The organism is Salinarimonas ramus (assembly GCF_014645695.1).
GTDB classification, from domain to species: Bacteria; Pseudomonadota; Alphaproteobacteria; order Rhizobiales; family Beijerinckiaceae; genus Salinarimonas; species Salinarimonas ramus.
Genome location: NZ_BMMF01000001.1, coordinates 192,801 through 215,221 on the forward strand (window position 1 = coordinate 192,801; position 22,421 = coordinate 215,221).

Sequence of the window (22,421 nt, forward strand, 5' to 3'; positions counted from 1 at the left end):
CCTCATGGCCCTACCGTCCAGCCTCCCTCACGCGCCCGCGGCGCCGCCGGCCTGCTCGGGCTGGCCGGTCTCGTAGGCGGTGCGATCCATCTTCGGCCGCTCGGCGGTGATGGGCTGGCCGGTGACGAGATAGTGGATCGTCTCGGAGATGTTCGTCGTGTGATCGCCGATGCGCTCCACGTTCTTGGCGCAGAACAGGAGGTGCGTGCAGAAGGTGATGTTGCGCGGATCTTCCATCATGTAGGTGAGCAGCTCGCGGAAGAGCGAGTTGTAGAGCGCATCCGTCGCCCCGTCGCGCCGCCACACCTCGAGCGCCTTGTCGACGTCGAGCGTCGTGTAGGCGTCGAGCACGTCCTTGAGCTGGCCGAGCACCATGTCCGACATGCGCTCGACGCCGAGCACCACGCGCTGGGGCTCGAACTGGCCGGAGATCGCGAGCGTGCGCTTGGAGATGTTCTTGGCCATGTCGCCGATCCGCTCGATGTCGGAGGCGATGCGGATGGCGGAGATCACCTCACGCAGGTCGATGGCCATGGGCTGGCGCCGGGCGATGGTGAGGATCGCCTTCTCCTCGATGTCGCGCTGGATCGTGTCCAGGCGATAGTCGCTCGTCACCACCGATTGCGCGAGGCCGACGTCGCGGCGCACCAGGGCCACGGTGGCGTCCGCGAGCATCTTCTCGGCGATGCCGCCCATCTCCATGATCGAGCGGCGCAGCTCCTGGAGCTCGGCGTCGAACGATGCGACCGTATGTTCGGACATGGGCCCGTCTCCTCGAGAGCGTTTCGCCGGCCTCAGCCGAAGCGACCGGTGATGTAGTCCTGGGTCCGCTTGTCGCGCGGATTGGTGAAGATCTGATCGGTGTCGCCCTCCTCCACGAGGTCGCCCAGGTGGAAGAAGCAGGTCTTCTGCGAGACGCGAGCGGCCTGCTGCATGGAGTGCGTGACGATGACGATCGTGTAGTTGCGGCGCAGCTCGTCGATCAGCTCCTCGATGCGCGCGGTCGCGATCGGGTCGAGCGCCGAGCAGGGCTCGTCCATCAGGATCACCTCGGGCGAGACCGCGATGGCGCGGGCGATGCACAGGCGCTGCTGCTGGCCGCCGGAGAGGCCGGTTCCCGGCTCCTTCAAGCGGTCCTTCACCTCGTCCCACAGGCCGGCGCGCTTGAGCGAGCGCTCGACGATGTCGGCGAGCTCGCCCTTCGACTTGGCGAGGCCGTGGATGCGTGGGCCGTAGGCGATGTTCTCGAAGATCGATTTCGGGAAGGGGTTCGGCTTCTGGAAGACCATGCCCACGCGCGCGCGCAGCAGCACCACGTCGAGGCTCTTGTCGTAGATGTCCTCGCCGTCCATCAGGATCTTGCCGGTGACCCGCGCGCCCTCGATCGTGTCGTTCATCCGGTTGAGGCAGCGCAGGAAGGTGGACTTGCCGCAGCCCGAGGGACCGATCAGCGCCGTCACCTGATTGGCGGGGATTTCGGTCTGGATGCCGTGGAGCGCTTCCGAAGACCCGTAGAAGACCTTCACGTCCGTGGTGGTGACCTTGGGCTCCACACGGTTGGCGCCGTGCGGCTGCGCACTCGGCGCGCCCGCGCCGTCCGCTGCGACGACGGGCTTCGTCAGGTCGGTCATGGCGGTTCCGGTCTCGACGGGGGAAGAAGGCGGTTGCTTGGGTTCGGCTTGCGCGGACATGGGATCACCACCTCTTCTCGAAACGCTTGCGCAGGATGATCGCGATCGTGTTCAGGCTCAGGAGCAGGGCGAGGAGCACGATGATCGCCGCCGACGTACGGGCCTCGAAGAAGTTCCGCAGCTCGTTACCCTGCCAGAGGTAGATCTGCACCGGCAAGGCCGTCGACGCGTCCATCGGCGATGCCGGGACCTGAGCGACGAACGCGCTCATGCCGATGAGGAGCAGCGGAGCCGTCTCGCCGAGCGCCTGCGCGACGCCGATGATGGCCCCGGTCAGGATGCCGGGGACCGCGAGCGGCAGGACGTGATGCGCCACCGTCTGCACCCGCGAGGCGCCCAGCCCGATGGCCGCCTGCCGGATCGACGGCGGGATCGCGCGCAGCGTCGAGCGCGTCGCGATGATCACCGTGGGCAGCGTCATCAGCGTCAGCACCAGGCCGCCGACGAGCGGCGCCGACAGCGGCAGGCGGAACCAGTTGATGAAGACCGCCGCGCCGAGCAGGCCGAACACGATCGAGGGGACGGCCGCCAGGTTGTTGATGTTCACCTCGATGAGGTCCGTGAACCGGTTGCGCGGCGCGAATTCCTCGAGGTAGATCGCCGCCGCGACGCCGATGGGCACCGACAGCACGATGACGATCAACATCATGAACAGCGAGCCGACGAAGGCGCCGGCGAGGCCGGCCGAGGCCGGGGACGACCGGGAATCGACGTTGAACAGGAGCGAGCTCGCGAATTCCTGCGTCAGCACGCCCTGCTCGAGCAGGATCTCGACCCAGGCCCGCTGATCGCTGGTGAGCGGAAGGCGGTCGTCGGGCAGGCTGCGATCGATGTTGCCCTTCACCCAGACGTCGATGTTCGCGTCCGCGAGGCCCTGGAAGGTGATGGTCTCGCCGATCAGCCCGGGATCCTCCTGGATCAGCGCGCGCAGCTCGAAGCGCTCGTTGGAGGCGATCAGCCCCTCCACCGCGCGCCCGCTCTCGGCCGCCTCGGGAGGCAGGTAGGCGAGGAGCGCATTGCGCAGGACGCGGCCCCAATTGGTCCGCGCGAGCTCGGTCTGCCAGCCGAGGAACGCCTCCTCGTAGGCCGCCTGGCTGTCGAACGCGGCCGCGTCGGGAGCCGGCGAGACGTCGACGATCTCGGGGTCGATGTAGACCTCGAGCGTGAGCGTCGCCTGCCAGAAGGCCGGCAGGCCCCGCGACAGGATCGAGGCGAAGAGCAGGGCGACGAGCCCGATGCCGAGGATAACGGCGGACAGGCCGATCAGCCGGAAGCGGGTCTCCGCCGCACGACGGCGCGCCAGCGTCGCCTGCACGCGCTGCGTCGTCGGGCTCGCGGCGCGGGCGGCGCCGATCGTCGTGTCTGCGGTTCCGGTAGCCATGGCCGGTTTCCTCATTCGTACTGTTCGCGGTACTTGCGCACGATGTAGAGCGCGAGCACGTTCAACCCGAGCGTCAGCACGAACAGCGTCAGGCCGAGCGCGAAAGCGACGAGAGACTGGGGGCTGGCGAAGTCGATGTCGCCGGTGAGCTGCTTGACGATCGTCACCGTCACGGTGGAGACGGATTCGAAGGGGTTGGGCTGGAGCACCGGCGCGTTGCCGGCGGCGAGCACCACGATCATCGTCTCGCCGATCGCGCGCGAGACCGCGAGCAGGAAGGCGCCGACGATGCCGGGCAGCGCCGCGGGCAGCACGACGCGCTTGATCGTCTCGGATCGCGTGGCGCCGAGCCCCAGCGACCCGTCGCGCATCGTGCGCGGCACCTGCGTGATGATGTCGTCGGACAGGGACGAGATGAAGGGGATGATCATGATCCCCATGACCACGCCGGCGGTCAGGGCCGAGGTCGCGCGGATGTCGAGACCGACGAGCGCGCCCGCCCCGGACAGTGCCGGGCCCGCGATCGTCAGCGCGAAGAAGCCGTAGACGATGGTGGGCACGCCGGCGAGGATCTCGATCAGCGGCTTGGCGACGGCGCGCAGCTTCGGCGGCGCGTATTCCGCCATGTAGATGGCGATCATCAGCCCGACCGGCAGCGAGACCAGCATGGCGATCGCCGCGATGAGCACCGTCCCCCACAGGAGCGGCAGGAGGCCGTAGCCGTCCGCGCTGCCCGACCCGACCGTCACGAAGCGGGGGTTCCAGACCGTGCCGAAGAAGAAGTCGACCGGGCTGACGTAGCTGAAGAAGCGCAGCGTCTCGCCCACGAGCGACATGACGATGCCGACCGTCGTCAGGATCGCGACCGTGGAGCACCCGATCAGCAGGATCTTGACGACCGCCTCGACCTCGTTTCGAGCACGCAGGCTCGGCGAGATCCGCCGCAGGGCGAAGACGAGGCCCGCGGCCGCGGCGGCCGCGACCCCGGCGACGAGGGCGAGGTCGCGCGTCGTCTGCAGCGTGCGCAGCCGCTCGGCGGCGGAGAGCTCGTAGGCGGCGGGCTCGCCCAGCACGCCGAAGCCGCTTGCGAGCGCCTGGATCCGCTGCATCACCGTGAGCAGCTCCGCCTGCGGGAGCGCCAGGATGTCGGGCGGCAGCGCGCCCATGACGAGCGAGCGCACGACGGTGTCGCCGAACAGCGCGAAGAGCAGGATCACGGCGAGCGCGGGAATACCGAGCCAGAGTGCGACCAGCATGCCGTAATGACCCGGCAGCGAGTGCAGCTTCGTGGCGCTCGACACCGCTGCGCGACGGCTGGCTTGCGTCCCGAACTGATACGCGAAGCCCATCGCGACGAGCACGACGATCGCGAGCCAGACAGTGTTCATGTCCCCGGTCCCCGGCGGCGAGACGACGCCGCGTCTTGCGCTGCGCGGCTCCGAAAAGCAAGACGCGGACGCCGGGTGACCCCGGCGTCCGCTCTCATGCGATGGCGATCAGAGCGCCTCGCGCTCCTCGACGATGCGGATCGCCTCTTCGCGCTGCTCGTCGGAGAGCGGGATGAGGCCCGCCTCGACCAGAACGCCCTCGGGGCCGGCCATCTCGTCGGAGAGGAAGTACGTGGCGTACTCCTCGATGCCCGGGATGACGTCCATGTGCTCGCCCTTCAGGTAGAAGAAGAGCGGACGCGAGACCGGGTAGTCGCCCGAGCCGATCGTCTCGAGCGAGGGCTCGACGCCGTTCACGGTGGCGACCTTCAGGCGATCGCGGTTCTGGTCGTAGAACGACAGGCCGAACACGCCCATCGCCTGCGGCTGGGCCTCGAGGCGCGCGAGCGTCTCGGTGTAGTCGCCGGCGATCTCGATCACGCGGCCGTCCTGACGGAAGCCGAGGCAGGCCTCCTCGGCGGCGTCCTCTTCCATCGACGTGATGACGTCGAAGGTCTCGCAGCCCGGGAGCACGACGCGCTCCTCGAACACCTCGCGGGTGCCGTGGTTCGACGCCGGGATGGCGACGACGATGTCCTGCTCCGGCAGGCTCTCGTCGATCTGGTTCCAGCTGGTGTAGGGGTTGTCGACGAGCGCGCCGTCGACCGGCACCTGGGCGGCGAGCGCCTGGTAGACGTGCTCGGGCTGCAGGTCGAAGGTGCCGTCCTGGCTCTGGTTCGTCGCGAAGACGATGCCGTCGAAGCCGAAGCGCACGGGGATGATCTGCTCGACGCCGGCGGCGGCGCAGGCCTCGACCTCGCCGTCACGGATCGGGCGCGAGGAATTGGCGATGTCGATCGTGTTCTCGCCGACGCCCGCGCAGAACTGGCGCAGGCCGCCCGAGGAACCGCCGGAGCCGACGACCGGCGTGTTGAACTGCGGGAAGGCGTTGCCGAACTCCTCGGCGACGATGCTGGCGAAGGGCAGCACCGTGGAGGAGCCCGCGATCTGGATGGTGTCGCGGGTCTGCGCGTTGGCGGAGCCGGCGGCGAGGACGCCGGCGGCCGCGATCGCGAGCACGCTCGTAACGGTCATGAGCTTCACGGGTAGTCTCCCTGCGATTCGTCGTATGTCGCCCGCGCACCGCCCGGCCTCCATCGGCCCGCGGCGCGCCGCAGCATCGGGGGGCACGTTCGCCGCTCCCGGGACGCCGCGGAACCTAGGGGCCTTTTGCGACAGTCGGATGACACGCACAGCCCTCCCGCCGAACGCGCACGACGCGCCTCGGATCCCGCATGATCCTTGTCCGGCTTCACGAAAAACGGCCCGGAGCCGTGGGGCTCCGGGCCGTTCTCGACGTCGCGTGCTCGTCATGATCGGGGCGAATTCCAGGCGGCCCCACCACCCGGGCGGGCCGCCTCGACGCGATCCGTCGCTCAGCCGGTCGCCTCGGCGGCGGCGAAACGCAGGGCGACGCCGTTGTTGCAATAGCGCAGCCCGGTGGGCGCCGGGCCGTCGTTGAAGACGTGCCCCTGATGCCCGCCGCAGCGCGCGCAATGGTACTCCGTGCGCGGCAGGATGAGCTTGAAGTCGCGCTTGGTCTCGACGGCGCCCTCGATCGTCTGGAAGAACGACGGCCAGCCGGTGCCCGAATCGAACTTCATGTCGGCGGTGAACAGCGGCAGGTCGCAACCCGCGCAATGGTAGGTGCCCTCGCCGTACTGCTTGTCGAGGGGGCTCGTGCCCGCGCGCTCCGTGCCCTCCTTGCGCAGGACGTGGAATTGCTCGGGGGTCAGCCGCTCGCGCCACTCGGCCTCGCTCAGCTTCCAGGTTTCCTTCTCGGCGACGCTCACGCTCGTCACTCCCTTGCTGGCGGCGCCCTCGCGCCGCGTCGTGCTGTCTGCGCTCGCGATCTCCTCGCCGCATCCGGCGAGAACGATCGCGGCCGTGCCGCCCATGAGGACCTGGCTCAGGAAGCGGCGGCGGTTCGGCATGCTCGATGTCGTCATGGATCGCATATGGCGAGCCCAGCGCCGCGGACAAGGCTTTGACGGCCCACGCGAAACAGTCCGCGATCGAAACACCCGAGGGCGTGCCGCGTTGTCGCGGCGGGAGGTGCACGAGGTGACCCTGATCGACCGCAAGACCGCCCGCGATCTCGCTCGCGTCGGCCTGCAGACCGGCGCGGCGGTGACGCTCGTCTATTTCGTCATGCGCTGGTACGGGATCGACCACCTCTCGTGGGCGATCATCTCGGCGCTCTTCTCCATCCGGCTCGCCTCCGATTCCACGGTGTCGGTGGGCGTCACCCGCGTCACCGCGGCGCTGATCGGCACGGCGCTGGGTCTCGCGAGCGTGTTCGTCTTCGACAGCCTGCTGCCGGGCTCCTGGCCGGTCCTCGCGGCCGTGCTCGTCGCGAGCGTCGCCGCGAACCTCATGACCACCTTGTGGCCGAGCCTCAACTACATCGCCGTCGCCGCCGCGATCGTGGCGGTCAACGCGGACGCGGAGATCGTGGAGGCGCTCGAGCGAGCGCTCGCGATCATGATCGGCTCGACGGGGGCGGCGATCGCCTCCTTCGTCGTCTGGCCCGAGAGCGCCCGCTCGCGGGCGATCCGCAACATCGCCTATGCGCTGGAGGATTGCCGACGACTGGTGGAGGCCTCGCTCGGCGGCCTCTCGGGCGCGGACGCGGAGGACACGCGGCAGATCGACGGCGACTTCCAGCGCCACATCGGCACCGCCCGCGCCATCGCGGGAGACGCGCGTTTCAGGAAGGGGCTCGCCGGCGGTCATTCGCTGGCGGAAGGCCTCATCGCCATCGAGCGGCTGTGGCACGCCACCATCGTGCTCGACCGCGCCGCCGAGGAGCGGCGCGAGGGCCTGCGCCGGGAGGAGCGCGGCCTGAGCCTGCGCATCGATCGCATTCGCCAGGAGGTGGCCGACTATCTCGCGAGCGTCGTCGCCCATCTGCGCCAGGACGGGCACGAGGAGACGCCTCCCAACGAGGACAGCGTCGTCCAGTGCCTCTGCGAGGCCGAGGATGCACTGCGCCATACCAAGAGCGAGACGAGCCTCACGGACGACGCCGACCACGAGCGCGCCGTCTCGGCGCTGCGCTTCGGCATCGACGAAGTGCGCAAGAACATCATCGAGATCGCAGAGCTGATCGCGCCGGGTCGCGAGGCGCTGCACCGTGGCGACAGGGACGAGCGCGGCATCTTCAAGCGCATCGACGATGCGGCATGAAGGATGCGACCCTGGAGCACCTGCGAAAAAGCATTGACACCGGAGAGCGACATAATTCAGGGTAGTGCACCCCGCCTCCGAGGACCCTCCCCATGCTCGATCATTCCAGGCTCACCGCGATCCATACGCTGGGGCCCACGGGTACCAATTGCGAAGCCGCTGCGAAGCATTACGCACAGGCGCACGGTCTCGACGTACAGGTCGTGCTGCACAGGACCCTCGAAGAGGGCATGGTGCACGTGCTCCAGGATCCCGGCGCCGCACTGCTCGGCTGCGTCGTCTATCCGGACCTGCACGGGCTCGTGTTCCCCTATCTCGACCGCATGACGCTCGCGGACCAGTTCATCTTCGACACGTTCCCGATGGTCCTCGCGGCACGGTCCGCGGATGCCGAGATCCGGCTCGTCGGCACGCATCCGGCACCGCGCTCGCTCGTGCCGGCGCAATACGAGGTGCGGCTCGTGACGAGCAACGCCGAGGCCGCGCGTCTGTGTGCGGCGGGCGAGGTCGACGCCTGCATCACGACCGGCGTCGCCGCTCGGAGCCACGGCCTCGTGGTCATCGAGGACAACGGGCCCGTGCCGATGGGCTTCACGATCCACACGCACCACGCGATCGCGAGGCGTGCGGCATGATCGACGAGCTGGTTCGCCTCGCCGATGCCGTCGGCGCCGTCCAGGCGCGCGACGGATCGCTGCCCGGCGGCGCCGACGGCGAGCGGGCGCGCGAGAGTGCGAGACGGGCGGCGGGCATCGCCGCGGACATCGCCACGTCGCTCGGCGCGCCGGAACAGGCTCGGACGATCGTCGCGGACACGATGGACTGGCTCGCCGCCGGCGCGTCGAAGCGCCCGGACTTCAGCCGCACGCGCGACGCGATGCGCGCACCGGACGACGGTCGCCCGTTCTTCTTCTTCGGCCCGCTGCGCCTCGCCAACGGCGGGCGCACGGGCTATCGCTTCGAGACCTTCCTCGCCATGCGCGAGGAACCGACCGATGCGCCCTATCGTGCGCTCTACGAGGCCTATCCCCACCCCAAGAACATCTGCCAGTCCGCGCACCTGCTGGCGGGTAGTGCAGGCCTGACGCGCGGCAACAACATCGTCTTCTTCCCGGAGAACATCGCCGCGCCCGACGTGCCCGATCGGCAGCTCTACGCGCTGTTCTTCTTCAACAAGTTCAAGCGGATCTACGGCACGATCACCGTGCCGACCTGGGATGCCGTCGGCAACGCGGACGCCCTTCGCACATCCCGTGACGCGGACCCGCGGCGCCTCTACGAGGCGCGCTGCGTCTGGGGCTACCTGCACGACTACTACCACCACCGCGGCCCCCGGCCCTTCGACGAGCAGATCGGGCTCAAGACGCGCTGGTTCACCGGCCTGCTCGAAGAGCTGAAGGTGGATCTCGCCTCCTATCTCGCCTGCCGGAAGGGAGGCGTGCCGCAGGGCGACACGGTCGCCGATTTCATCCTGTTCGACCGCACGATGCGCTATCCCGGCGAGCCGGACTGGTCGCGCAACTTCGATTCGGGTACGGGGCTGCTGCTCCTCGCCCATCTGCACGAGGCGGGCGCGCTCGAGGTCGGCGCAGACGGACGTCTCGTCCTCGACCTCGACGGCGTGGACGCGGCGGCAGCGAGCTTCGTCTCGCGGGTCGAGGCGCTCGAAGCGCTGGACGACGCACGGTACCTCGCCGCCGCGGAGGCGATGGTGAGGCATTATCTCCCGGCGCCCGAAGGGGAGGAGATCCGCTTCGGCGCACCCGCCTTCCTGCGGGCGAGCGCTTTCGCCGAGCGTATCGGCAAGGCGCCGTCCGTCTCCTTCACCTTCGAGGAGGAGGCCTGCGGGGCCGGCGTGCGCGAGGCGATCCACGCCTTGCGCGGCCGAGTTCCGGACGCTACGAGAAGTCGATAGAGGGGCGCCGGAGCGTGCTGCGCGCTTCGGCGGCTCGTCCCGTTTCGCAAGGCGTCCCATGATCACCACGACCTGGCTCGTCGCGATCGTCCTGTTCGCGATCTCCACCTCGTTCTCGCCCGGCCCGAACAACCTGCTCCTCGTGACGTCGGGGGCGAATTTCGGCCTCAAGCGCACGTGGCGGCACATTCTCGGTATCAATGTCGGCTTTCCTGCGATGGTGGTGATCGTCGGCGTCTTCCTCGGCGCCGTCTTCCAGCGCTATCCGTGGCTCCACGACACGCTGGCGATCGTCGGATCGGCCTACCTCCTCTATCTCACGTGGAAGCTGCTGATGGCGAGCGGCTCGGTCGAGCGTGGGGCGATGGGCAAGCCGATCGGCGTCGTCGAGGCGGCGCTCTTCCAATGGGTGAACCCGAAGGCGTGGGTGATGGCGACGGGCGCCATCGCCGCCTACACGACGACCTCGGGCTTCGGGGTGGAGCTCGGGGTGATCGCGGCCGTGTTCCTCGTCGTCGGCTTCCTCTCGTCCACCACTTGGGCGGCCTTCGGCGAGCTGATCGCGCGCTTCCTCGACACGCCCGGGCGCATCCGCGCCTTCAACATCGCGCTCGGCCTGATGCTGCTCGCCTCGATCGTACCGATCCTGCTCAGCCGCGCGCCGGTGTGAGCGTCCCGTCGCTGCGCATGTCGGGCACGTCCGCGTGGCGGGCCGCGAGCGTGCGGGGGCCGGCGAGCATGCCGTAGAAATCGTACCAGTGGATGCGCTCGTTCGCCCGCAGGAAGCGGAAATGGGTGCGAAAGAAGAAGAGCCGCTCGCGAAAGAGCCCGAGCCTCCCCGGCGCGACGAGCTGGGGCATCGACAGCCGCATCAGCTTGGGCCAGCGCGTCGGCGCGGCGACGAGGCCGCTCAGCGCCACGGGATCGGCGGGGCAGACGTTCATGGCGTCGTGGCGGCTCTGGACCTCGTGCCAGACGATGCCCGCCTCGTCGGCGAGGCGCGCGACGGCCGCGCGATAGCGCCCGCAGGTCTCGTCGACCAGCATCAGCGGCGCCACCGTCCCGATGGTGAGGATCGAGACGACGGGCCCGCGCCGGCCGAGATCGGGATCGCGCTCGAGCGCGGCGGCGAGCGTCTCGGGAGCGAGGAAGGCGCCCGAGGAATGGCCGACGACGAGGATCTCGTCGATCTCGGGCCGGCGCGCCGCCGCGACGATCGCCTGCGCGAAGACATCGAGGCGCTCAGCCAGCGCGTCCGTCTCCCCGCGCTCGTGCGCGAAGGAGAAGAGCCAATCCTCGAGCAGGTAGCGCAGGAAGAGCGGCCGCTCGAGCCGCAGCGCGAGCCACGTCCCGAGCGCCGCCGCGGCGAGCGCGCCGGGGATCGCCGCGAGCGGCGAGAGGCTCCACAGGGCTGCCGCCGCGCCGAGCGCGGCGGCGAGGACGAGGAGGCCGAGGACGAGCGTCGCCACGTAGGGATAGAGGACGAAGGCGGCGAATTGCTTGTCGATGCGCGCGAGCCGCGAGACGACACCGCGCCGCACGAGATCCCCGCCGGTGCCCAGGAGCTTCGCCAGCCGCTCCCCGAGCGGCGCGTGGAAGGCGGGGCGGGCGAGATCGTCCCAGCGCAGGATGGCGACCTCCGTCGTCGTCGCCCATGCGTCCGCGCCGGCGCCCCGCGCCTCGATGCGGAAGGCGGGCATGGGCCCGTCGTCGCCCGAGAGCCCGCTCGCCTCCGCCGTGAAGCCGCGAAGCGGGCCGGCCGTGGCCAGCTCCTCGGTGATCAGCGCATGGTAGACGCGCGGCCGGCGCGGATCGTAGCCCGGCAGGTAGAACGCCGCGCGCCGCCACACCGCGCGCTCCTCCGCCTCCACCGCCACATCCGTCATGAGTAGATCGCCCTCGCGCGAGCCGCCGATCGCGCAGGGCGCGTAGCATGGGCGCACATACGTGTCGATTGCGCGGCGTTCGCGCCCCTGGCGTCGGGGCGCGTTCTCGCTTATGTGACGCGCTTCCCCGGCTCAATCCAGCGAACCGTCCGCATGACCGCTCCCGCGCGCAAGATCTCGTTCGTCTCCCTCGGCTGCCCGAAGGCCCTCGTCGATTCCGAGCGGATCATCACGCAGCTGCGGGCGCAGGGCTACCAGCTCTCGCGCGAGCACGACGGCTCCGATCTCGTGATCGTGAACACCTGCGGCTTCCTCGACAGCGCCAAGGCGGAATCGCTCGACGCCATCGGCGAGGCGATGTCGGAGAACGGCCGGGTGATCGTGACGGGCTGCATGGGGGCCGAGCCCGAGCAGATCCGCGAGCGCTTCCCGGACGTGCTCGCCATCACCGGCCCGCAGGCCTACGAGAGCGTGCTCTCGGCGGTGAACGAGGCGGTGCCGCCCGCGCACGACCCCTTCCTCGATCTCGTGCCGCCGCAGGGCGTGAAGCTGACGCCGCGCCACTACGCCTACCTGAAGATCTCGGAGGGCTGCAACAACCGTTGCTCCTTCTGCATCATCCCCAAGCTCCGCGGCGATCTCGTCTCGCGCCCCGCCGCCGACGTGCTGCGCGAGGCGGAGCGGCTGGTGAAGGCGGGCGTGCGCGAGCTGCTCGTGATCTCGCAGGACACCTCCGCCTACGGCGTCGACGTGAAGTACGCGCCCTCCACCTGGCAGGGCCGCGAGGTGCGCACGCGCTTCCTCGATCTCGCCCGCGAGCTCGGCACGCTCGGCGCCTGGGTTCGGCTGCACTACGTCTACCCCTACCCGCACGTCGACGAGGTCATCCCGCTGATGGCGGAGGGCAAGGTGCTGCCCTACCTCGACATTCCCTTCCAGCACGCCTCGCCGAAGGTGCTGCGCGCCATGAAGCGCCCGGGCAACGTCGAGAAGACCCTAGACCGGATCAAGGCCTGGCGCGCGGTCTGCCCCGACCTCGCCATCCGCTCCACCTTCATCGTCGGCTTCCCCGGCGAGACCGAGGAGGACTTCCAGCTCCTGCTCGACTGGCTGGAGGAGGCCGAGCTCGAGCGCGTGGGCTGCTTCAAGTACGAGCCCGTCGCCGGCGCGCCCGCGAACGCCATCGCGGAGCCCGTGCCCGACGAGGTGAAGGAGGAGCGCTGGCATCGCTTCATGCAGGCGCAGGCGGCGATCTCCGCGCGCATCCTCGCGCGCAAGGTGGGGCGCACCATCCCTGTCATCCTCGACGAGGTCGGCCCGACCGTGTCCGTCGGCCGCTCGCAATGGGACGCGCCCGAGATCGACGGCAACGTCTTCGTCAGGACCCGCTCGACCAAGATCAAGCCGGGCGACGTGGTGAACGTGACGGTAAAGCGCGCGGACGCGTACGATCTGCACGGGGTGCTGGGGTAAGCGGGGGCTACCGCAGCACCACCCCCAGCCGCTCCCACTCCCCCTCCCCGCCCGGCAGGCCGAACCTGAGCCGGCGCGGGTCGTCCTGAAAACGGCGTACCCAGATCCCCGCCTCGCCGAGCCGCCGGAAGAGGTCCGGGGCGGCGTCGGTCCGAATCGTCCGGAACAGCGTCGTGCCGCGGACGTCCCCGTCGGCGTGGGGCGCGAGCAGCCGGTCGAGGCGGGCGGCGTCGCCGGCGCGAGCGCGGCGGGTCTGCGCGAGCCAGGCGGCGTCCGACAGAGCGGCTCGGCCGATCGCGAGCGCCGGGCCCGAGACGGACCACGGCCCCAACGCCGCGCGCAGCCGCTCTGCGAGCGTGCCGCGGGCGAGCGCGAAGCCGAGGCGGATGCCGGCGAGGCCCCAGGTCTTGCCGAACGACCGCAGCACGATCGCGCCCTCGGGCGGATCGGCCGCCAGGCTCTCCGCATCGTCGAGATCCGCGAAGGCCTCGTCGATCACGAGGAGCCCACCGCGCGTCGCGCACCCGGCGGCGACGCTGCGCAGCGCGGCACGCGAGAGAAGCCGGCCGTCGGGATTGTTGGGGTTCACGACGACGATCACGTCGGCGCGCTCCGCCTCCTCCAGCCCGGCGACCATGCGCACGTCCGCCCCCGCGGCGGCCCAGGCGCGGGCGTGCTCGCCGTAGGTCGGCCCCACGATCGCGACCTCTCGTGCGACGTCCCGCGCGGGCACGACGAAAGGCAGCAGGCTGATCAGCACCTGCGTCCCCGGTGCCGCGACGACCAGCGCCGGATCCGCGCCGCCATAGACGCGCGCCGCCGCCTCCTCGAGCGCGGCGTGCTCCGCCGGCTCCGGCAGGCGCGTGAAGGCGGAGGCTGGCAAGGCGGGCAGCGGATAGGCTATGGGGTTGATGCCGGTCGAGAGGTCGATCCACGGGGCGGGCGCGTGCGGAAACAGCGCGCGCGCCTCGCCGAGATCGCCTCCGTGCCAGATCCGCTCGCTCAACCCCATACCTCCCGCCCGTCGGTCCCCGATGCTCGCCGAACCGCTCGCACTCCTCACGCTCGCGCTCATGGTCGAGGCGGCGATCGGCTATCCAAGGCGGGTGTACAATGCGATCGGCCACCCCGTCACCTGGATCGGCGCGCTCATCGCCGCCCTCGATCGCGACCTGAACCGCGAGGACGCCTCGCCCGCAGCCCGCCGCATCGCCGGATTCCTGGCGCTGATCGCGATCCTCGCCGTACCCGGCGCGCTCGCCCTCGCCGTGCAGACGATCCTCGCCGGAATCGGCCTCGTCGGCCTCCTCGTCGCGGCGGTGCTCGCCTCGAGCCTGCTGGCTCAGCGCTCGCTCCACGAGCACGTCGCCGCGGTGCGCGACGGCCTGCGGGAGGGCGGCCTCGAGGGTGGACGCTGGGCGGTGTCGATGATCGTGGGGCGCAACCCCGAGAGCCTCGACGCGGCGGGCGTCTCGCGCGCGGCCATCGAGAGCCTGGCGGAGAATTTTTCCGACGGCATCGTCGCGCCCGCCTTCTGGCTGGGGGTCGGCGGCCTTCCCGGTGGCGTCCTCTACAAGGCGGCGAACACCGCCGACAGCATGATCGGCCATCGCACGCCCCGCCACGAGGCCTTCGGCTGGGCGGCGGCGCGGTTCGACGACCTGATCAACCTCCCCGCCTCGCGCCTCGCCGCGCTCCTGATCGTCGGCGCGGCCGCGCTCCATCCGCACGCGTCCGCCGGCAAGGCATGGTCCGCGATCCGGCGGGACGCGGGCAAGCATCGCTCGCCGAACGCGGGCTGGCCCGAGGCCGCAATGGCCGGCGCGCTCGGCCTGCGTCTCGCGGGGCCGCGCACCTACGGCGACACGACCGTCGAGGATCACTGGATGGGCGACGGCCGTGCGGAGGCCGACGCGGCCGACATCGACCGCGCGCTCGCCCTCTACCGCACGGCCTGCGGCCTGCTCCTCGGGCTCGCCGCGCTCCTCGCGGTCACGGCGCTCGCGCTGTCTCGCTGATGGCGAGCAGCCGATCGCAATCGACATGCGCCGCGAGGTGGTCGGCGAAGCGGTCGAGGATGTCGTCGACGAGCGTCTCGTAGGCGAGATCGCTGGTCTTCGCCCCGAGGCGCGCCAGCCAGGCGGCGCGCTGCACGTCGTCGGCGAAGAGGCCGTGGACATAGGTGCCCACCACGCGGCCGTCCCGCGAGACCGCGCCGTCCGCCCGCCCGTCGGCGAGGCGGGCGAAGGGGCGCGCGGCGTCCGGCCCCGTGGTCTCGCCCACATGCATCTCGTAGCCGGAGAAGGGCGCACCGTCCGCGAGCGCCGTGCCGATGACCGCGTGGAGCGCCTTCGTGCCCGTGAGCCGCGTCTCGAGGTCGAGCAGCCCGAGCCCCGGGACGACGCGCCCCGCCGGCCCCTCGATCCCGTCGGGGTCGGCGATCGTGCGCCCCAGCATCTGGAAGCCGCCGCACAGGCCGAGCACCCGGCCGCCGCGGCGCACGTGGGCGGCGATGTCGACGTCCCAGCCCTGCGCGCGGAGGAAATCGAGATCGTCGATCGTCGTCTTCGAACCCGGCAGCAGCACGAGCGCCGTCTCGGCGGGGATCAACGTGCCGGGCTCGACGAGGAGAAGCCGCACGCCGGGCTCCTCGCGCAGCGGGTCGAGATCGTCGAAATTGGAGATGCGCGGCATGACGGGCACGGCGATGGTGACGCCGTTTGCGCCCCCCTGCCCTCGCGACGGCTCGCGCTCGAGCCCGAGCCGGTCCTCCGCGGGCAGCCGCGCGGCGTCGGCGAAATGCGGCACGAGGCCGAGCGGCGCCCAGCCGGTGTGCTCCGCGACGATGCGCATCCCGTCGGCGAACAGGCTGGGGTCGCCCCTGAAGCGGTTGACGACGAAGCCCGCGATCATCGCGGCGTCGGCGGGATCGATCACCGCTTTCGTCCCCACCAGGCTCGCGATCACCCCGCCGCGGTCGATGTCGCCCACGAGGATCACGGGCGTGCCGGTGGCGCGGGAAAAGCCCATGTTGGCGATGTCACCCGCGCGCAGGTTCACCTCGGAGGCCGAGCCCGCGCCCTCGACGAGGACGAGATCCGCCTCCCCCCGCAAGCGCCCGAAGGACGCGAGCACGGCCTCCATCAGGCGCGGCTTCCAGGCCTGGTATTCCCGCGCCTTCGCGGTCCCGACCATGCGCCCCTGCACCACGATCTGCGAGCCGATCTCGCTCTGGGGCTTGAGCAGCACCGGGTTCATGTGCACCGAGGGCGCGACGCCAGCCGCGCGCGCCTGCAGCGCCTGCGCCCGCCCGATCTCCCCGCCGTCGGCCGTCACTGCGGCGTTGTTGGACATGTTCTGCGGCTTGAACGGCCGCACGACGAGCCCCTTTCGCGCGAAGTGACGGCACAGGCCGGCGACCAGCAGGGACTTGCCGACGTTAGACCCCGTCCCCTGCACCATCAGCGCGCGCGCCATCAGAACTCGATCCCTTCCTGGGCCTTCACGCCCGCCGCGAAATGGTGCTTGACGAGCGCCATCTCGGTCACGAGGTCGGCGGCCTCGATCAGCTCGGGCTTGGCGTTGCGGCCGGTCACCACGACGTGGAGGTCCGGGCGGCGCACCCGGAGCGTGGCGACCACCTCGTCGAGGGGAAGGTACGCGTAGCGCAGCGCGATGTTGAGCTCGTCGAGGATCACGAGGCGGATGCCGGGATCTTCCATCAGCTCCTTCGCCTTCGCCCAGGCGCGCTCGGCGGCGGCGACGTCGCGGGCCTTGTCCTGCGTCTCCCAGGTGAAGCCCTCGCCCATCGTGTGCCAGGAGATCTGGTCGTCGAAACGGGCGAGGGCGAGCTTCTCGCCGGTCTCCCAGGCGCCCTTGACGAATTGCACGACGCCCACGCGGAAGCCGCGACCGAGCGCCCGCAGCATCAGCCCGAAGGCCGCCGTCGACTTGCCTTTTCCCGGCCCCGTATTGACGATGAGCAGACCCTTCTCGATCGTCTTGCCGGCGACCTCGGCGTCCTGCACGGCCTTGCGCTTGGCCATCTTCTCGCGATGGCGCCTCGCCTCGTCGTCCTCGATCGTCATCGGACCTCCAATTCTTCGCGACGCCACCGTGACGACGCGGGCGCTCCGGTCAAGTGGGCGAGAAGCCCGCGGACGCGGACGCTCGCAATTTCCGCTCGCCCGCCCTATACTCCTCATCCGGGGCCACATCGGCCCCTTTTTCGTCGGGACCATGAAGCACATCGCAACCCCCGCTCCCGCAGCGACCGGCCGCCATCATTTCGTCGCGCCAGACGCGCGCGGCTTCGCGCATGTCGAAACCTGGATCTTCGATCTCGACAACACGCTCTATTCGCACGAGGCGAAGGTCTGGCCGCAGATCGACGAGCGGATCACGCTCTACGTCGCGAACATGTTCGGCATCGACGGCATGTCCGCCCGGGCACTGCAGAAGCACTACTACCTGAAATACGGCACCACGCTGCGCGCACTGATGACCGAGCACGCGATCGACCCCTACGCCTTCATGGACTTCGTCCACGACATCGACCACCGGCACATCGAGCTCAACCCGGTGCTCGGCGCCGCCATCGAGCGGCTGCCGGGGCGAAAGCTCATCCTCACCAACGGCTCGCGCCGGCATGCGGAGGCGGTGGCCGGCAAGCTCGGCATCCTCGACCATTTCGAGGACGTGTTCGACCTCGCCGACGCGGACTTCACGCCCAAGCCCAACCGCGAGGCCTACGACATCTTCCTGAAGCGCCACGCCGTGGACCCCGCCCGCTCGGCCATGTTCGAGGACATCGCCAAGAACTTGCGCGCGCCCCACGATCTGGGCATGACGACGACGCTCGTCGTGCCGCGCACGCCCGATCCCTATCGCGAGAGCTTCGAGCAGGAGGCGGTGGCCGAGCCGCACGTCGACTACATCACCGACGACCTCGCCGGCTTCCTCGTCGAGCGCACGCCCGCCTGAGCCGATGATCGACGTCGCCATCCCGCCCGACCTCGAGCCGCGCTTCACGGCGCCGGACGGGCTGGTCTTCGGGACGTTCGATGGGCCCGACGGGATCGCGATCCGCCACGCGCAGGTCGCGCCCGTCGCGCCGTGGGCCACCGTCGTTCTCTTGCCGGGCTTCACCGAGTTCATCGAGGCCTATCACGAGACGATGCGCGAGCTGCTCGAAGCCGGCATTGCGGTCTTCGCCATGGACTGGCCCGGCCAGGGCGGCTCGGGACGCTACCTCGACGATCCCGAGAAGGCGCACGCGCGCGGGTTCGAGGCGCATGTCGCGGACCTGCGCACCTTCATGGAGACGATCGTCCTGCCGGCCGAGACGCCGCGCCCGCTGACGCTGGTCGGCCACTCCATGGGAGGGCACCTCGCGACCCGCTTCCTGGAGGACGCGCCCGGCCTCGTCGATGCGGCGGCGCTCTCCGCGCCGGCCTATGCGGTGGGCGTCGACAGCCCGCTGCCCCCTGGCCCGACCCGGATCGTCGTCGACCTCGTGAACGCGCTCGGCTTCGGCGAGCGCTACGCGCTGGGAGCCGGCCCATGGGAGGCGGGCCGAAAGCGCCGTGCGCGCCTGCGCCCACGCCTCTCCTCGGACGCCGAGCGCGCCGCGATCCTGGAGCGCTGGACGCAGATCAATCCCGCGATCCGCGTCGGCGGCCCGACCTGGGGCTTCGGGCAGAGCTTCATCCGCTCGGCCCGGCATGTCGTGGAGCCGTCGCGGCTCGCCGGCATCCGCGTGCCTGTGCTGATCGGCTCCGCCCGCCAGGACGCCTTCACCGATCCGGCCCTGCACGACGTCGTCGCGCGCGACATGCCGGAGGCCCGCGTCATGCGTTTCGAGCGCGCGCAGCACTGCCTCTTCCTGGAGCGCGACGACATCCGGAATGCGTGGATGAGCGCCATCGTCATGCTGGCGACGACGGGGCGGCTTTCCTAAGGTGAGGCTCGTCCGCCCCCTCAGCGAGAGCGCTTTTCCATGTCCGACGCCCACCGCCCGCCCCGCATCGCCCTCGCCGACGGGCTCGAGATCTCCCGCGTCGTCACGGGCCTCTGGCAGGTGGCCGACCAGGAGCGCGACGGCGGCCTGCTCGATCGCGAGGCGGCGGCGCGGGCCATGGCGGACTATGCCGAAGCCGGCTTCGACGCCTTCGACATGGCGGACCATTACGGCTCGGCCGAAGAGATCGCAGGCAGCTTCCTGAAGCGCCACGCCGGCCCCGGGGCGGCCTGCTTCACCAAGTGGTGCCCCGAGCCCGGGCCGATGACCCGCGAGGTCGTTCGCGCCGGCGTCGGCCGCTCGATGGAGCGGCTCGGCGTCGAGACCGTGGACCTGATGCAGTTCCACTGGTGGAGCTTCGCCCATCCCGGCTATCTCGACGCCATGCGCGAGATGGCCGTCATGAAGGAGGAGGGCCTCGTCCGGGCGCTGGGCGTCACGAACTTCGACACCGACCACCTGCGCGTCCTCGTCGGCATGGGCGTGCCCGTGGCGACGAACCAGGTCTCCTTCTCCCTCGTCGACCGGCGCGCCCGCGAGGACCTCTCCGCCTTTTGCCGGGAGAGCGGCACGCGGCTCCTCGCCTACGGGACGCTGTGCGGCGGCTTCCTCACGGACCGCTGGGTCGGCCGGCCCGAGCCGACGGCGGCCGAGATCCCCGATTGGTCGAAGTCGAAGTACAAGCGCTTCATCGATGCGATCGGCGGCTGGAGCGCGCTGCAGACCATCCTCTCCGCCGCGAAGGCGATCGCCGACAAGCACGGCGTGTCGGTGGCGAACGTCGCGACGCGCTGGGTGCTGGAGCAGGAGATGGTCGCCGCCATCATCGTCGGCGCGCGCCTGACCGAGCGCGAGCACCGCGCCGACACGATGCGGCTCTTCGGCTTCTCTCTCGACGCCGAGGACCACGCGCGGCTTGAGGACGCCTTCGCCCGCACCGGGCGCGTGCCCGGCGATTGCGGGGACGAGTACCGCAAGCCGCCCTTCCTGACGGCGTCGGGCGACCTCAGCCATCACCTCGACGCCCTCCCCCCGGTCTACCAGCCCTCGCCCGTCCCCGGCCGACCGGACCGCCTGCGGATCGATACGGGCAGCGTCTGGGAAGACATAGCCGGCTATGCACGCGCCATGCGGATCGGCGAGCGCATCCTGGTCTCCGGCACGACGGCGACCCACGGCGCCGGCGAGGTCGTCTGCCCCGGCGATCCGGCAGGCCAGGCGGTCTACATCCTCGACAAGATCCGCGCCTCCGTGGAGGCGCTGGGCGGGCGCATGGAGGACGTGGTGCGCACCCGCGTCTACCTCGCCGACGTGTCCGAATGGGAGCCCGTCTCCCGCGTACACGGGCGCGTCTTCGCGGACGTGCGACCGGCGAACACGCTCCTCGCGGTCGGGGCGCTCGTCGGCGATTACCGCGTCGAGATCGAGGCGGAGGCGATCGTCGGCTGAGGCGCCGGCGGCGCGCGCCCGTGCCGAAAAAGCCGGCGGTGACGGTCGGTTAACCATGCACGGATAATCCTTCGTCCGGACAACGGACGGCTGCCACGCATGATTCACCGCCGAAACGCTCTCGCTCTCATCCTCGGCGCGCCGCTGCTCGCGGGCTGCGTCACCGCGCGGCCGACCTATCTGGAAGCCGGCATGGAGGGCGAATACCGCCTCGCCGCCGGAGACCGGCTGCGCGTCATCGTCTTCGGGCAGGACGACCTCTCGAACCTCTACACGGTGGAGCCCGGCGGCACGATCGCCATGCCGCTGATCGGCGCCGTGCCCGTGGCGGGCGCTACGACCCGCATCGTCGAGGCCCGCGTCGCCGAGCGGCTCCGGCAGGGCTTCCTGCGCGATCCGCAGGTCGCCGTCGAGGTGGACACCTACCGCCCCTTCTTCATCCTGGGAGAGGTCGCGAGCCCGGGGCAATTCCCTTACGTCGATCAGCTCACGGTCCAGACCGCGGTGGCCATCGCGGGCGGCTTCACGCCCCGCGCCGACAGGACGAATGCCGAGATCAGCCGCACGATCGGTGACGCAATCGTAACGGAAGCCGTGCCAATGACTTTTCCGGTCCGGCCGGGAGACACGATCGTCGTCGCGGAGCGCTGGCTCTGAGCGAAGTCCCCGCCCCCGCGCCGGTCGGCTCGGAGGCGACATGAACAAGAATCCCCACCTGCGCATCCTGCACGTCTTCCGCGCGCCCCTCGGGGGCCTGTTCCGGCACGTGCTCGACCTCACCCGCGCCCAGCTGGCCCGCGGCTACGACGTCGGGATCTTCTGCGATTCCACCACCGGCAACGCCGTGACCGAGGCCGCTCTCGCCGAGCTGGCCCCGCGCCTGCCGCTCGGCCTGCACCGCGTGCCCATCGCGCGCAATCCGGGCTTCGGCGACCTCTCGGCGCTGCGTGCGCTGGCGAAGGTGCGCCGCGCCACCGACGCCAACATCCTCCACGCTCACGGCGCCAAGGGCGGCGCCTTCGCCCGCCTCGTGCCGCTGCCGTCGGGCAGCCGCGTCGCGCGGCTCTACACGCCCCACGGCGGCAGCTTCAACTATCGCCCCGGCTCCATGACCCACCGCGCCTACATGGCGGTCGAGGGGCTGCTGGCGCACCGCACCGAGATCTTCACCTTCGAGAGCGCCTTCATCGCCGGCCGGTTCGAGACCTATGTCGGCGGCTCGCAGGAGAAGATCCGCGTCATCTACAACGGCATCTCGGACACCGAATTCGAGCCCGTCTGCACGGCGAAGGCGACCTTCGACCTGCTCTACATCGGCGAGCTGCGCGCGGCGAAGGGCATCGACACGCTGCTCGACGCGCTCGCGCGTCTGCGAAACCAGGGCCGCACGCTCACCCTTCTGGCCGTGGGCTCCGGCCCCGATCGCGAGCAGCTGGCAGCGCGCGTCGCGACGCTCGGGCTCGACGGCTCGGTCGTTTTCGAGGATCCCCGCCCGATCCGCGAGGCGCTGGGGCGCGCGCGGGTGATGGTGGTGCCGTCTCGGGCGGAATCGCTGCCCTACGTGGTGCTCGAGGCCGCCGCCGCCTGCCAGCCCCTCGTGTCCACGGACGTGGGCGGCATCCCGGAAATCTTCGGGCCCTTCCACGAGACGCTGATCCCGCCCGACGACGCGGACCGGCTCGCCGAGGCCATCGCCGCGAAGCTCGACGAGGGCGAGGAGAGCCGGCGCGCCTCCGCGCTCGCGCTCACCGAGCACGTGCGGGCGCGCTTCGCCCTCGACAAGATGGCCGACGGCGTCCTCTCCGCCTACGTCGACGCTCTCGGGCTCGGGGCGAGCGCCCCCTTCGCCAACGCGGAAGTGCGCCCGGCTTAAGTCTTCCCTCACGTCCACGCTTTACAATCGAGAACATTCGCAAGCACCACGACCCGAG

Annotated in this window: 21 protein-coding genes; 11 read left to right on the forward strand and 10 right to left on the reverse strand. The window is 70.5% G+C overall.

Annotated features, from left to right (window positions below; translation table 11 throughout):
- Window positions 1-27: 27 nt before the first annotated feature.
- From phoU to msrB, 6 genes are all read right to left on the reverse strand, one after another.
- The gene (gene phoU, locus IEX89_RS00965) at window positions 28-762 is read right to left on the reverse strand and encodes a phosphate signaling complex protein PhoU (RefSeq protein ID WP_188908544.1); all 735 of its coding nucleotides are present in this window, start codon (window positions 760-762) and stop codon (window positions 28-30) included.
- 32 nt (window positions 763-794) lie between these two features.
- Entirely contained in the window at window positions 795-1,631 is an 837-nt protein-coding gene (pstB, locus tag IEX89_RS00970; protein WP_188908547.1) for a phosphate ABC transporter ATP-binding protein PstB, read from the reverse strand.
- A 64-nt stretch (window positions 1,632-1,695) separates the two neighbouring features.
- The gene (gene pstA / locus IEX89_RS00975; protein ID WP_188908549.1) at window positions 1,696-3,072 is read right to left on the reverse strand and encodes a phosphate ABC transporter permease PstA; all 1,377 of its coding nucleotides are present in this window, start codon (window positions 3,070-3,072) and stop codon (window positions 1,696-1,698) included.
- Window positions 3,073-3,083: 11 nt separating this feature from the next.
- Window positions 3,084-4,460, reverse strand: a complete 1,377-nt coding sequence (pstC, locus tag IEX89_RS00980) for a phosphate ABC transporter permease subunit PstC (protein ID WP_188908551.1) — start codon at window positions 4,458-4,460, stop codon at window positions 3,084-3,086.
- Between the two features lie 108 nt (window positions 4,461-4,568).
- Window positions 4,569-5,594, reverse strand: coding sequence for a substrate-binding domain-containing protein (locus IEX89_RS00985; RefSeq protein WP_188909109.1), 1,026 nt, complete (start codon window positions 5,592-5,594; stop codon window positions 4,569-4,571).
- A 341-nt stretch (window positions 5,595-5,935) separates the two neighbouring features.
- Entirely contained in the window at window positions 5,936-6,493 is a 558-nt protein-coding gene (msrB, locus tag IEX89_RS00990; RefSeq protein WP_373290541.1) for a peptide-methionine (R)-S-oxide reductase MsrB, read from the reverse strand.
- A 130-nt stretch (window positions 6,494-6,623) separates the two neighbouring features.
- On the opposite strand from msrB, the gene IEX89_RS00995 reads away from it, so the two are divergent.
- From IEX89_RS00995 to IEX89_RS01010, 4 genes are all read left to right on the forward strand, one after another.
- Complete coding sequence (locus IEX89_RS00995) at window positions 6,624-7,748, forward strand: FUSC family protein (RefSeq protein WP_188908553.1); 1,125 nt, start codon at window positions 6,624-6,626, stop codon at window positions 7,746-7,748.
- A 92-nt stretch (window positions 7,749-7,840) separates the two neighbouring features.
- Window positions 7,841-8,383: a type 2 periplasmic-binding domain-containing protein gene (locus IEX89_RS24300; RefSeq protein ID WP_188908555.1), complete on the forward strand. Its 543-nt coding sequence runs from the start codon at window positions 7,841-7,843 to the stop codon at window positions 8,381-8,383.
- Window positions 8,380-9,663, forward strand: a complete 1,284-nt coding sequence (locus IEX89_RS01005; protein WP_188908557.1) for a DUF6421 family protein — start codon at window positions 8,380-8,382, stop codon at window positions 9,661-9,663. Before IEX89_RS24300 ends, IEX89_RS01005 begins: the two co-directional genes overlap by 4 nt.
- Before the next feature lie 58 nt (window positions 9,664-9,721).
- The gene (locus tag IEX89_RS01010; RefSeq protein ID WP_188908559.1) at window positions 9,722-10,333 is read left to right on the forward strand and encodes a LysE family translocator; all 612 of its coding nucleotides are present in this window, start codon (window positions 9,722-9,724) and stop codon (window positions 10,331-10,333) included.
- Here IEX89_RS01010 and IEX89_RS01015 read toward each other — a convergent pair.
- Window positions 10,314-11,549 (reverse strand): hypothetical protein, encoded by a 1,236-nt coding sequence (locus IEX89_RS01015; protein WP_188908561.1) that lies wholly within the window; start codon window positions 11,547-11,549, stop codon window positions 10,314-10,316. The two genes, IEX89_RS01010 and IEX89_RS01015, sit on opposite strands and share 20 nt — an antisense overlap.
- 153 nt (window positions 11,550-11,702) lie before the next feature.
- Here IEX89_RS01015 and rimO point away from each other — a divergent pair, with 153 nt between their 5' ends.
- Complete coding sequence (rimO, locus tag IEX89_RS01020) at window positions 11,703-13,022, forward strand: 30S ribosomal protein S12 methylthiotransferase RimO (RefSeq protein WP_188908563.1); 1,320 nt, start codon at window positions 11,703-11,705, stop codon at window positions 13,020-13,022.
- A 7-nt stretch (window positions 13,023-13,029) separates the two neighbouring features.
- Here the strand turns inward: rimO and cobD are convergent, their stop codons facing one another.
- Complete coding sequence (cobD, locus tag IEX89_RS01025; RefSeq protein ID WP_188908565.1) at window positions 13,030-14,034, reverse strand: threonine-phosphate decarboxylase CobD; 1,005 nt, start codon at window positions 14,032-14,034, stop codon at window positions 13,030-13,032.
- A gap of 22 nt (window positions 14,035-14,056) precedes the next feature.
- On the opposite strand from cobD, the gene cbiB reads away from it, so the two are divergent.
- Window positions 14,057-15,040 carry an adenosylcobinamide-phosphate synthase CbiB gene (gene cbiB, locus IEX89_RS01030; RefSeq protein ID WP_188908567.1) on the forward strand — a complete coding sequence of 328 codons (984 nt, stop codon included), beginning with the start codon at window positions 14,057-14,059 and terminating at the stop codon, window positions 15,038-15,040.
- Here cbiB and IEX89_RS01035 read toward each other — a convergent pair.
- Together IEX89_RS01035 and cobO are read right to left on the reverse strand one after the other, a co-directional pair.
- The gene (locus tag IEX89_RS01035; protein ID WP_188908569.1) at window positions 15,015-16,499 is read right to left on the reverse strand and encodes a cobyric acid synthase; all 1,485 of its coding nucleotides are present in this window, start codon (window positions 16,497-16,499) and stop codon (window positions 15,015-15,017) included. The genes cbiB and IEX89_RS01035 overlap by 26 nt on opposite strands.
- Window positions 16,499-17,110 carry a cob(I)yrinic acid a,c-diamide adenosyltransferase gene (gene cobO / locus IEX89_RS01040; protein ID WP_188908571.1) on the reverse strand — a complete coding sequence of 204 codons (612 nt, stop codon included), beginning with the start codon at window positions 17,108-17,110 and terminating at the stop codon, window positions 16,499-16,501. Before cobO ends, IEX89_RS01035 begins: the two co-directional genes overlap by 1 nt.
- 151 nt (window positions 17,111-17,261) lie before the next feature.
- Between cobO and IEX89_RS01045 the strand changes: the two genes are divergently transcribed.
- The 5 genes from IEX89_RS01045 (at window position 17,262) to IEX89_RS01065 (ending at window position 22,363) form a co-directional block, all read left to right on the forward strand.
- Window positions 17,262-18,005 (forward strand): pyrimidine 5'-nucleotidase, encoded by a 744-nt coding sequence (locus IEX89_RS01045; RefSeq protein ID WP_188908573.1) that lies wholly within the window; start codon window positions 17,262-17,264, stop codon window positions 18,003-18,005.
- Between the two features lie 4 nt (window positions 18,006-18,009).
- Window positions 18,010-18,981, forward strand: coding sequence for an alpha/beta fold hydrolase (locus IEX89_RS01050; RefSeq protein ID WP_188908575.1), 972 nt, complete (start codon window positions 18,010-18,012; stop codon window positions 18,979-18,981).
- Window positions 18,982-19,020: 39 nt separating this feature from the next.
- Window positions 19,021-20,490 carry an aldo/keto reductase gene (locus IEX89_RS01055; protein WP_188908577.1) on the forward strand — a complete coding sequence of 490 codons (1,470 nt, stop codon included), beginning with the start codon at window positions 19,021-19,023 and terminating at the stop codon, window positions 20,488-20,490.
- A gap of 99 nt (window positions 20,491-20,589) precedes the next feature.
- A complete protein-coding gene (locus IEX89_RS01060; protein ID WP_188908579.1) occupies window positions 20,590-21,147 on the forward strand; it encodes a polysaccharide biosynthesis/export family protein in 558 nt (185 codons plus the stop codon).
- Window positions 21,148-21,187: 40 nt separating this feature from the next.
- Window positions 21,188-22,363, forward strand: a complete 1,176-nt coding sequence (locus IEX89_RS01065; protein ID WP_188908582.1) for a glycosyltransferase family 4 protein — start codon at window positions 21,188-21,190, stop codon at window positions 22,361-22,363.
- Window positions 22,364-22,421 lie beyond the last annotated feature (58 nt).

Coding starts and splice junctions, on each gene's coding strand:
- pstA (WP_188908549.1), bottom strand. CDS start 3,072: ATGGCTACCGGAACCGCAGACACGACGATCGGCGCCGCCCGCGCCGCG.
- IEX89_RS01045 (WP_188908573.1), top strand. CDS start 17,262: ATGAAGCACATCGCAACCCCCGCTCCCGCAGCGACCGGCCGCCATCAT.
- IEX89_RS01005 (WP_188908557.1), top strand. CDS start 8,380: ATGATCGACGAGCTGGTTCGCCTCGCCGATGCCGTCGGCGCCGTCCAG.
- pstB (WP_188908547.1), bottom strand. CDS start 1,631: ATGACCGACCTGACGAAGCCCGTCGTCGCAGCGGACGGCGCGGGCGCG.
- IEX89_RS24300 (WP_188908555.1), top strand. CDS start 7,841: ATGCTCGATCATTCCAGGCTCACCGCGATCCATACGCTGGGGCCCACG.
- cbiB (WP_188908567.1), top strand. CDS start 14,057: ATGCTCGCCGAACCGCTCGCACTCCTCACGCTCGCGCTCATGGTCGAG.
- IEX89_RS01035 (WP_188908569.1), bottom strand. CDS start 16,499: ATGGCGCGCGCGCTGATGGTGCAGGGGACGGGGTCTAACGTCGGCAAG.
- phoU (WP_188908544.1), bottom strand. CDS start 762: ATGTCCGAACATACGGTCGCATCGTTCGACGCCGAGCTCCAGGAGCTG.
- rimO (WP_188908563.1), top strand. CDS start 11,703: ATGACCGCTCCCGCGCGCAAGATCTCGTTCGTCTCCCTCGGCTGCCCG.
- cobD (WP_188908565.1), bottom strand. CDS start 14,034: ATGGGGTTGAGCGAGCGGATCTGGCACGGAGGCGATCTCGGCGAGGCG.
- IEX89_RS00985 (WP_188909109.1), bottom strand. CDS start 5,594: ATGACCGTTACGAGCGTGCTCGCGATCGCGGCCGCCGGCGTCCTCGCC.
- IEX89_RS01010 (WP_188908559.1), top strand. CDS start 9,722: ATGATCACCACGACCTGGCTCGTCGCGATCGTCCTGTTCGCGATCTCC.
- msrB (WP_373290541.1), bottom strand. CDS start 6,493: ATGCCGAACCGCCGCCGCTTCCTGAGCCAGGTCCTCATGGGCGGCACG.
- IEX89_RS01065 (WP_188908582.1), top strand. CDS start 21,188: ATGAACAAGAATCCCCACCTGCGCATCCTGCACGTCTTCCGCGCGCCC.
- IEX89_RS01050 (WP_188908575.1), top strand. CDS start 18,010: ATGATCGACGTCGCCATCCCGCCCGACCTCGAGCCGCGCTTCACGGCG.
- IEX89_RS01060 (WP_188908579.1), top strand. CDS start 20,590: ATGATTCACCGCCGAAACGCTCTCGCTCTCATCCTCGGCGCGCCGCTG.
- IEX89_RS01015 (WP_188908561.1), bottom strand. CDS start 11,549: ATGACGGATGTGGCGGTGGAGGCGGAGGAGCGCGCGGTGTGGCGGCGC.
- cobO (WP_188908571.1), bottom strand. CDS start 17,110: ATGACGATCGAGGACGACGAGGCGAGGCGCCATCGCGAGAAGATGGCC.
- IEX89_RS01055 (WP_188908577.1), top strand. CDS start 19,021: ATGTCCGACGCCCACCGCCCGCCCCGCATCGCCCTCGCCGACGGGCTC.
- pstC (WP_188908551.1), bottom strand. CDS start 4,460: ATGAACACTGTCTGGCTCGCGATCGTCGTGCTCGTCGCGATGGGCTTC.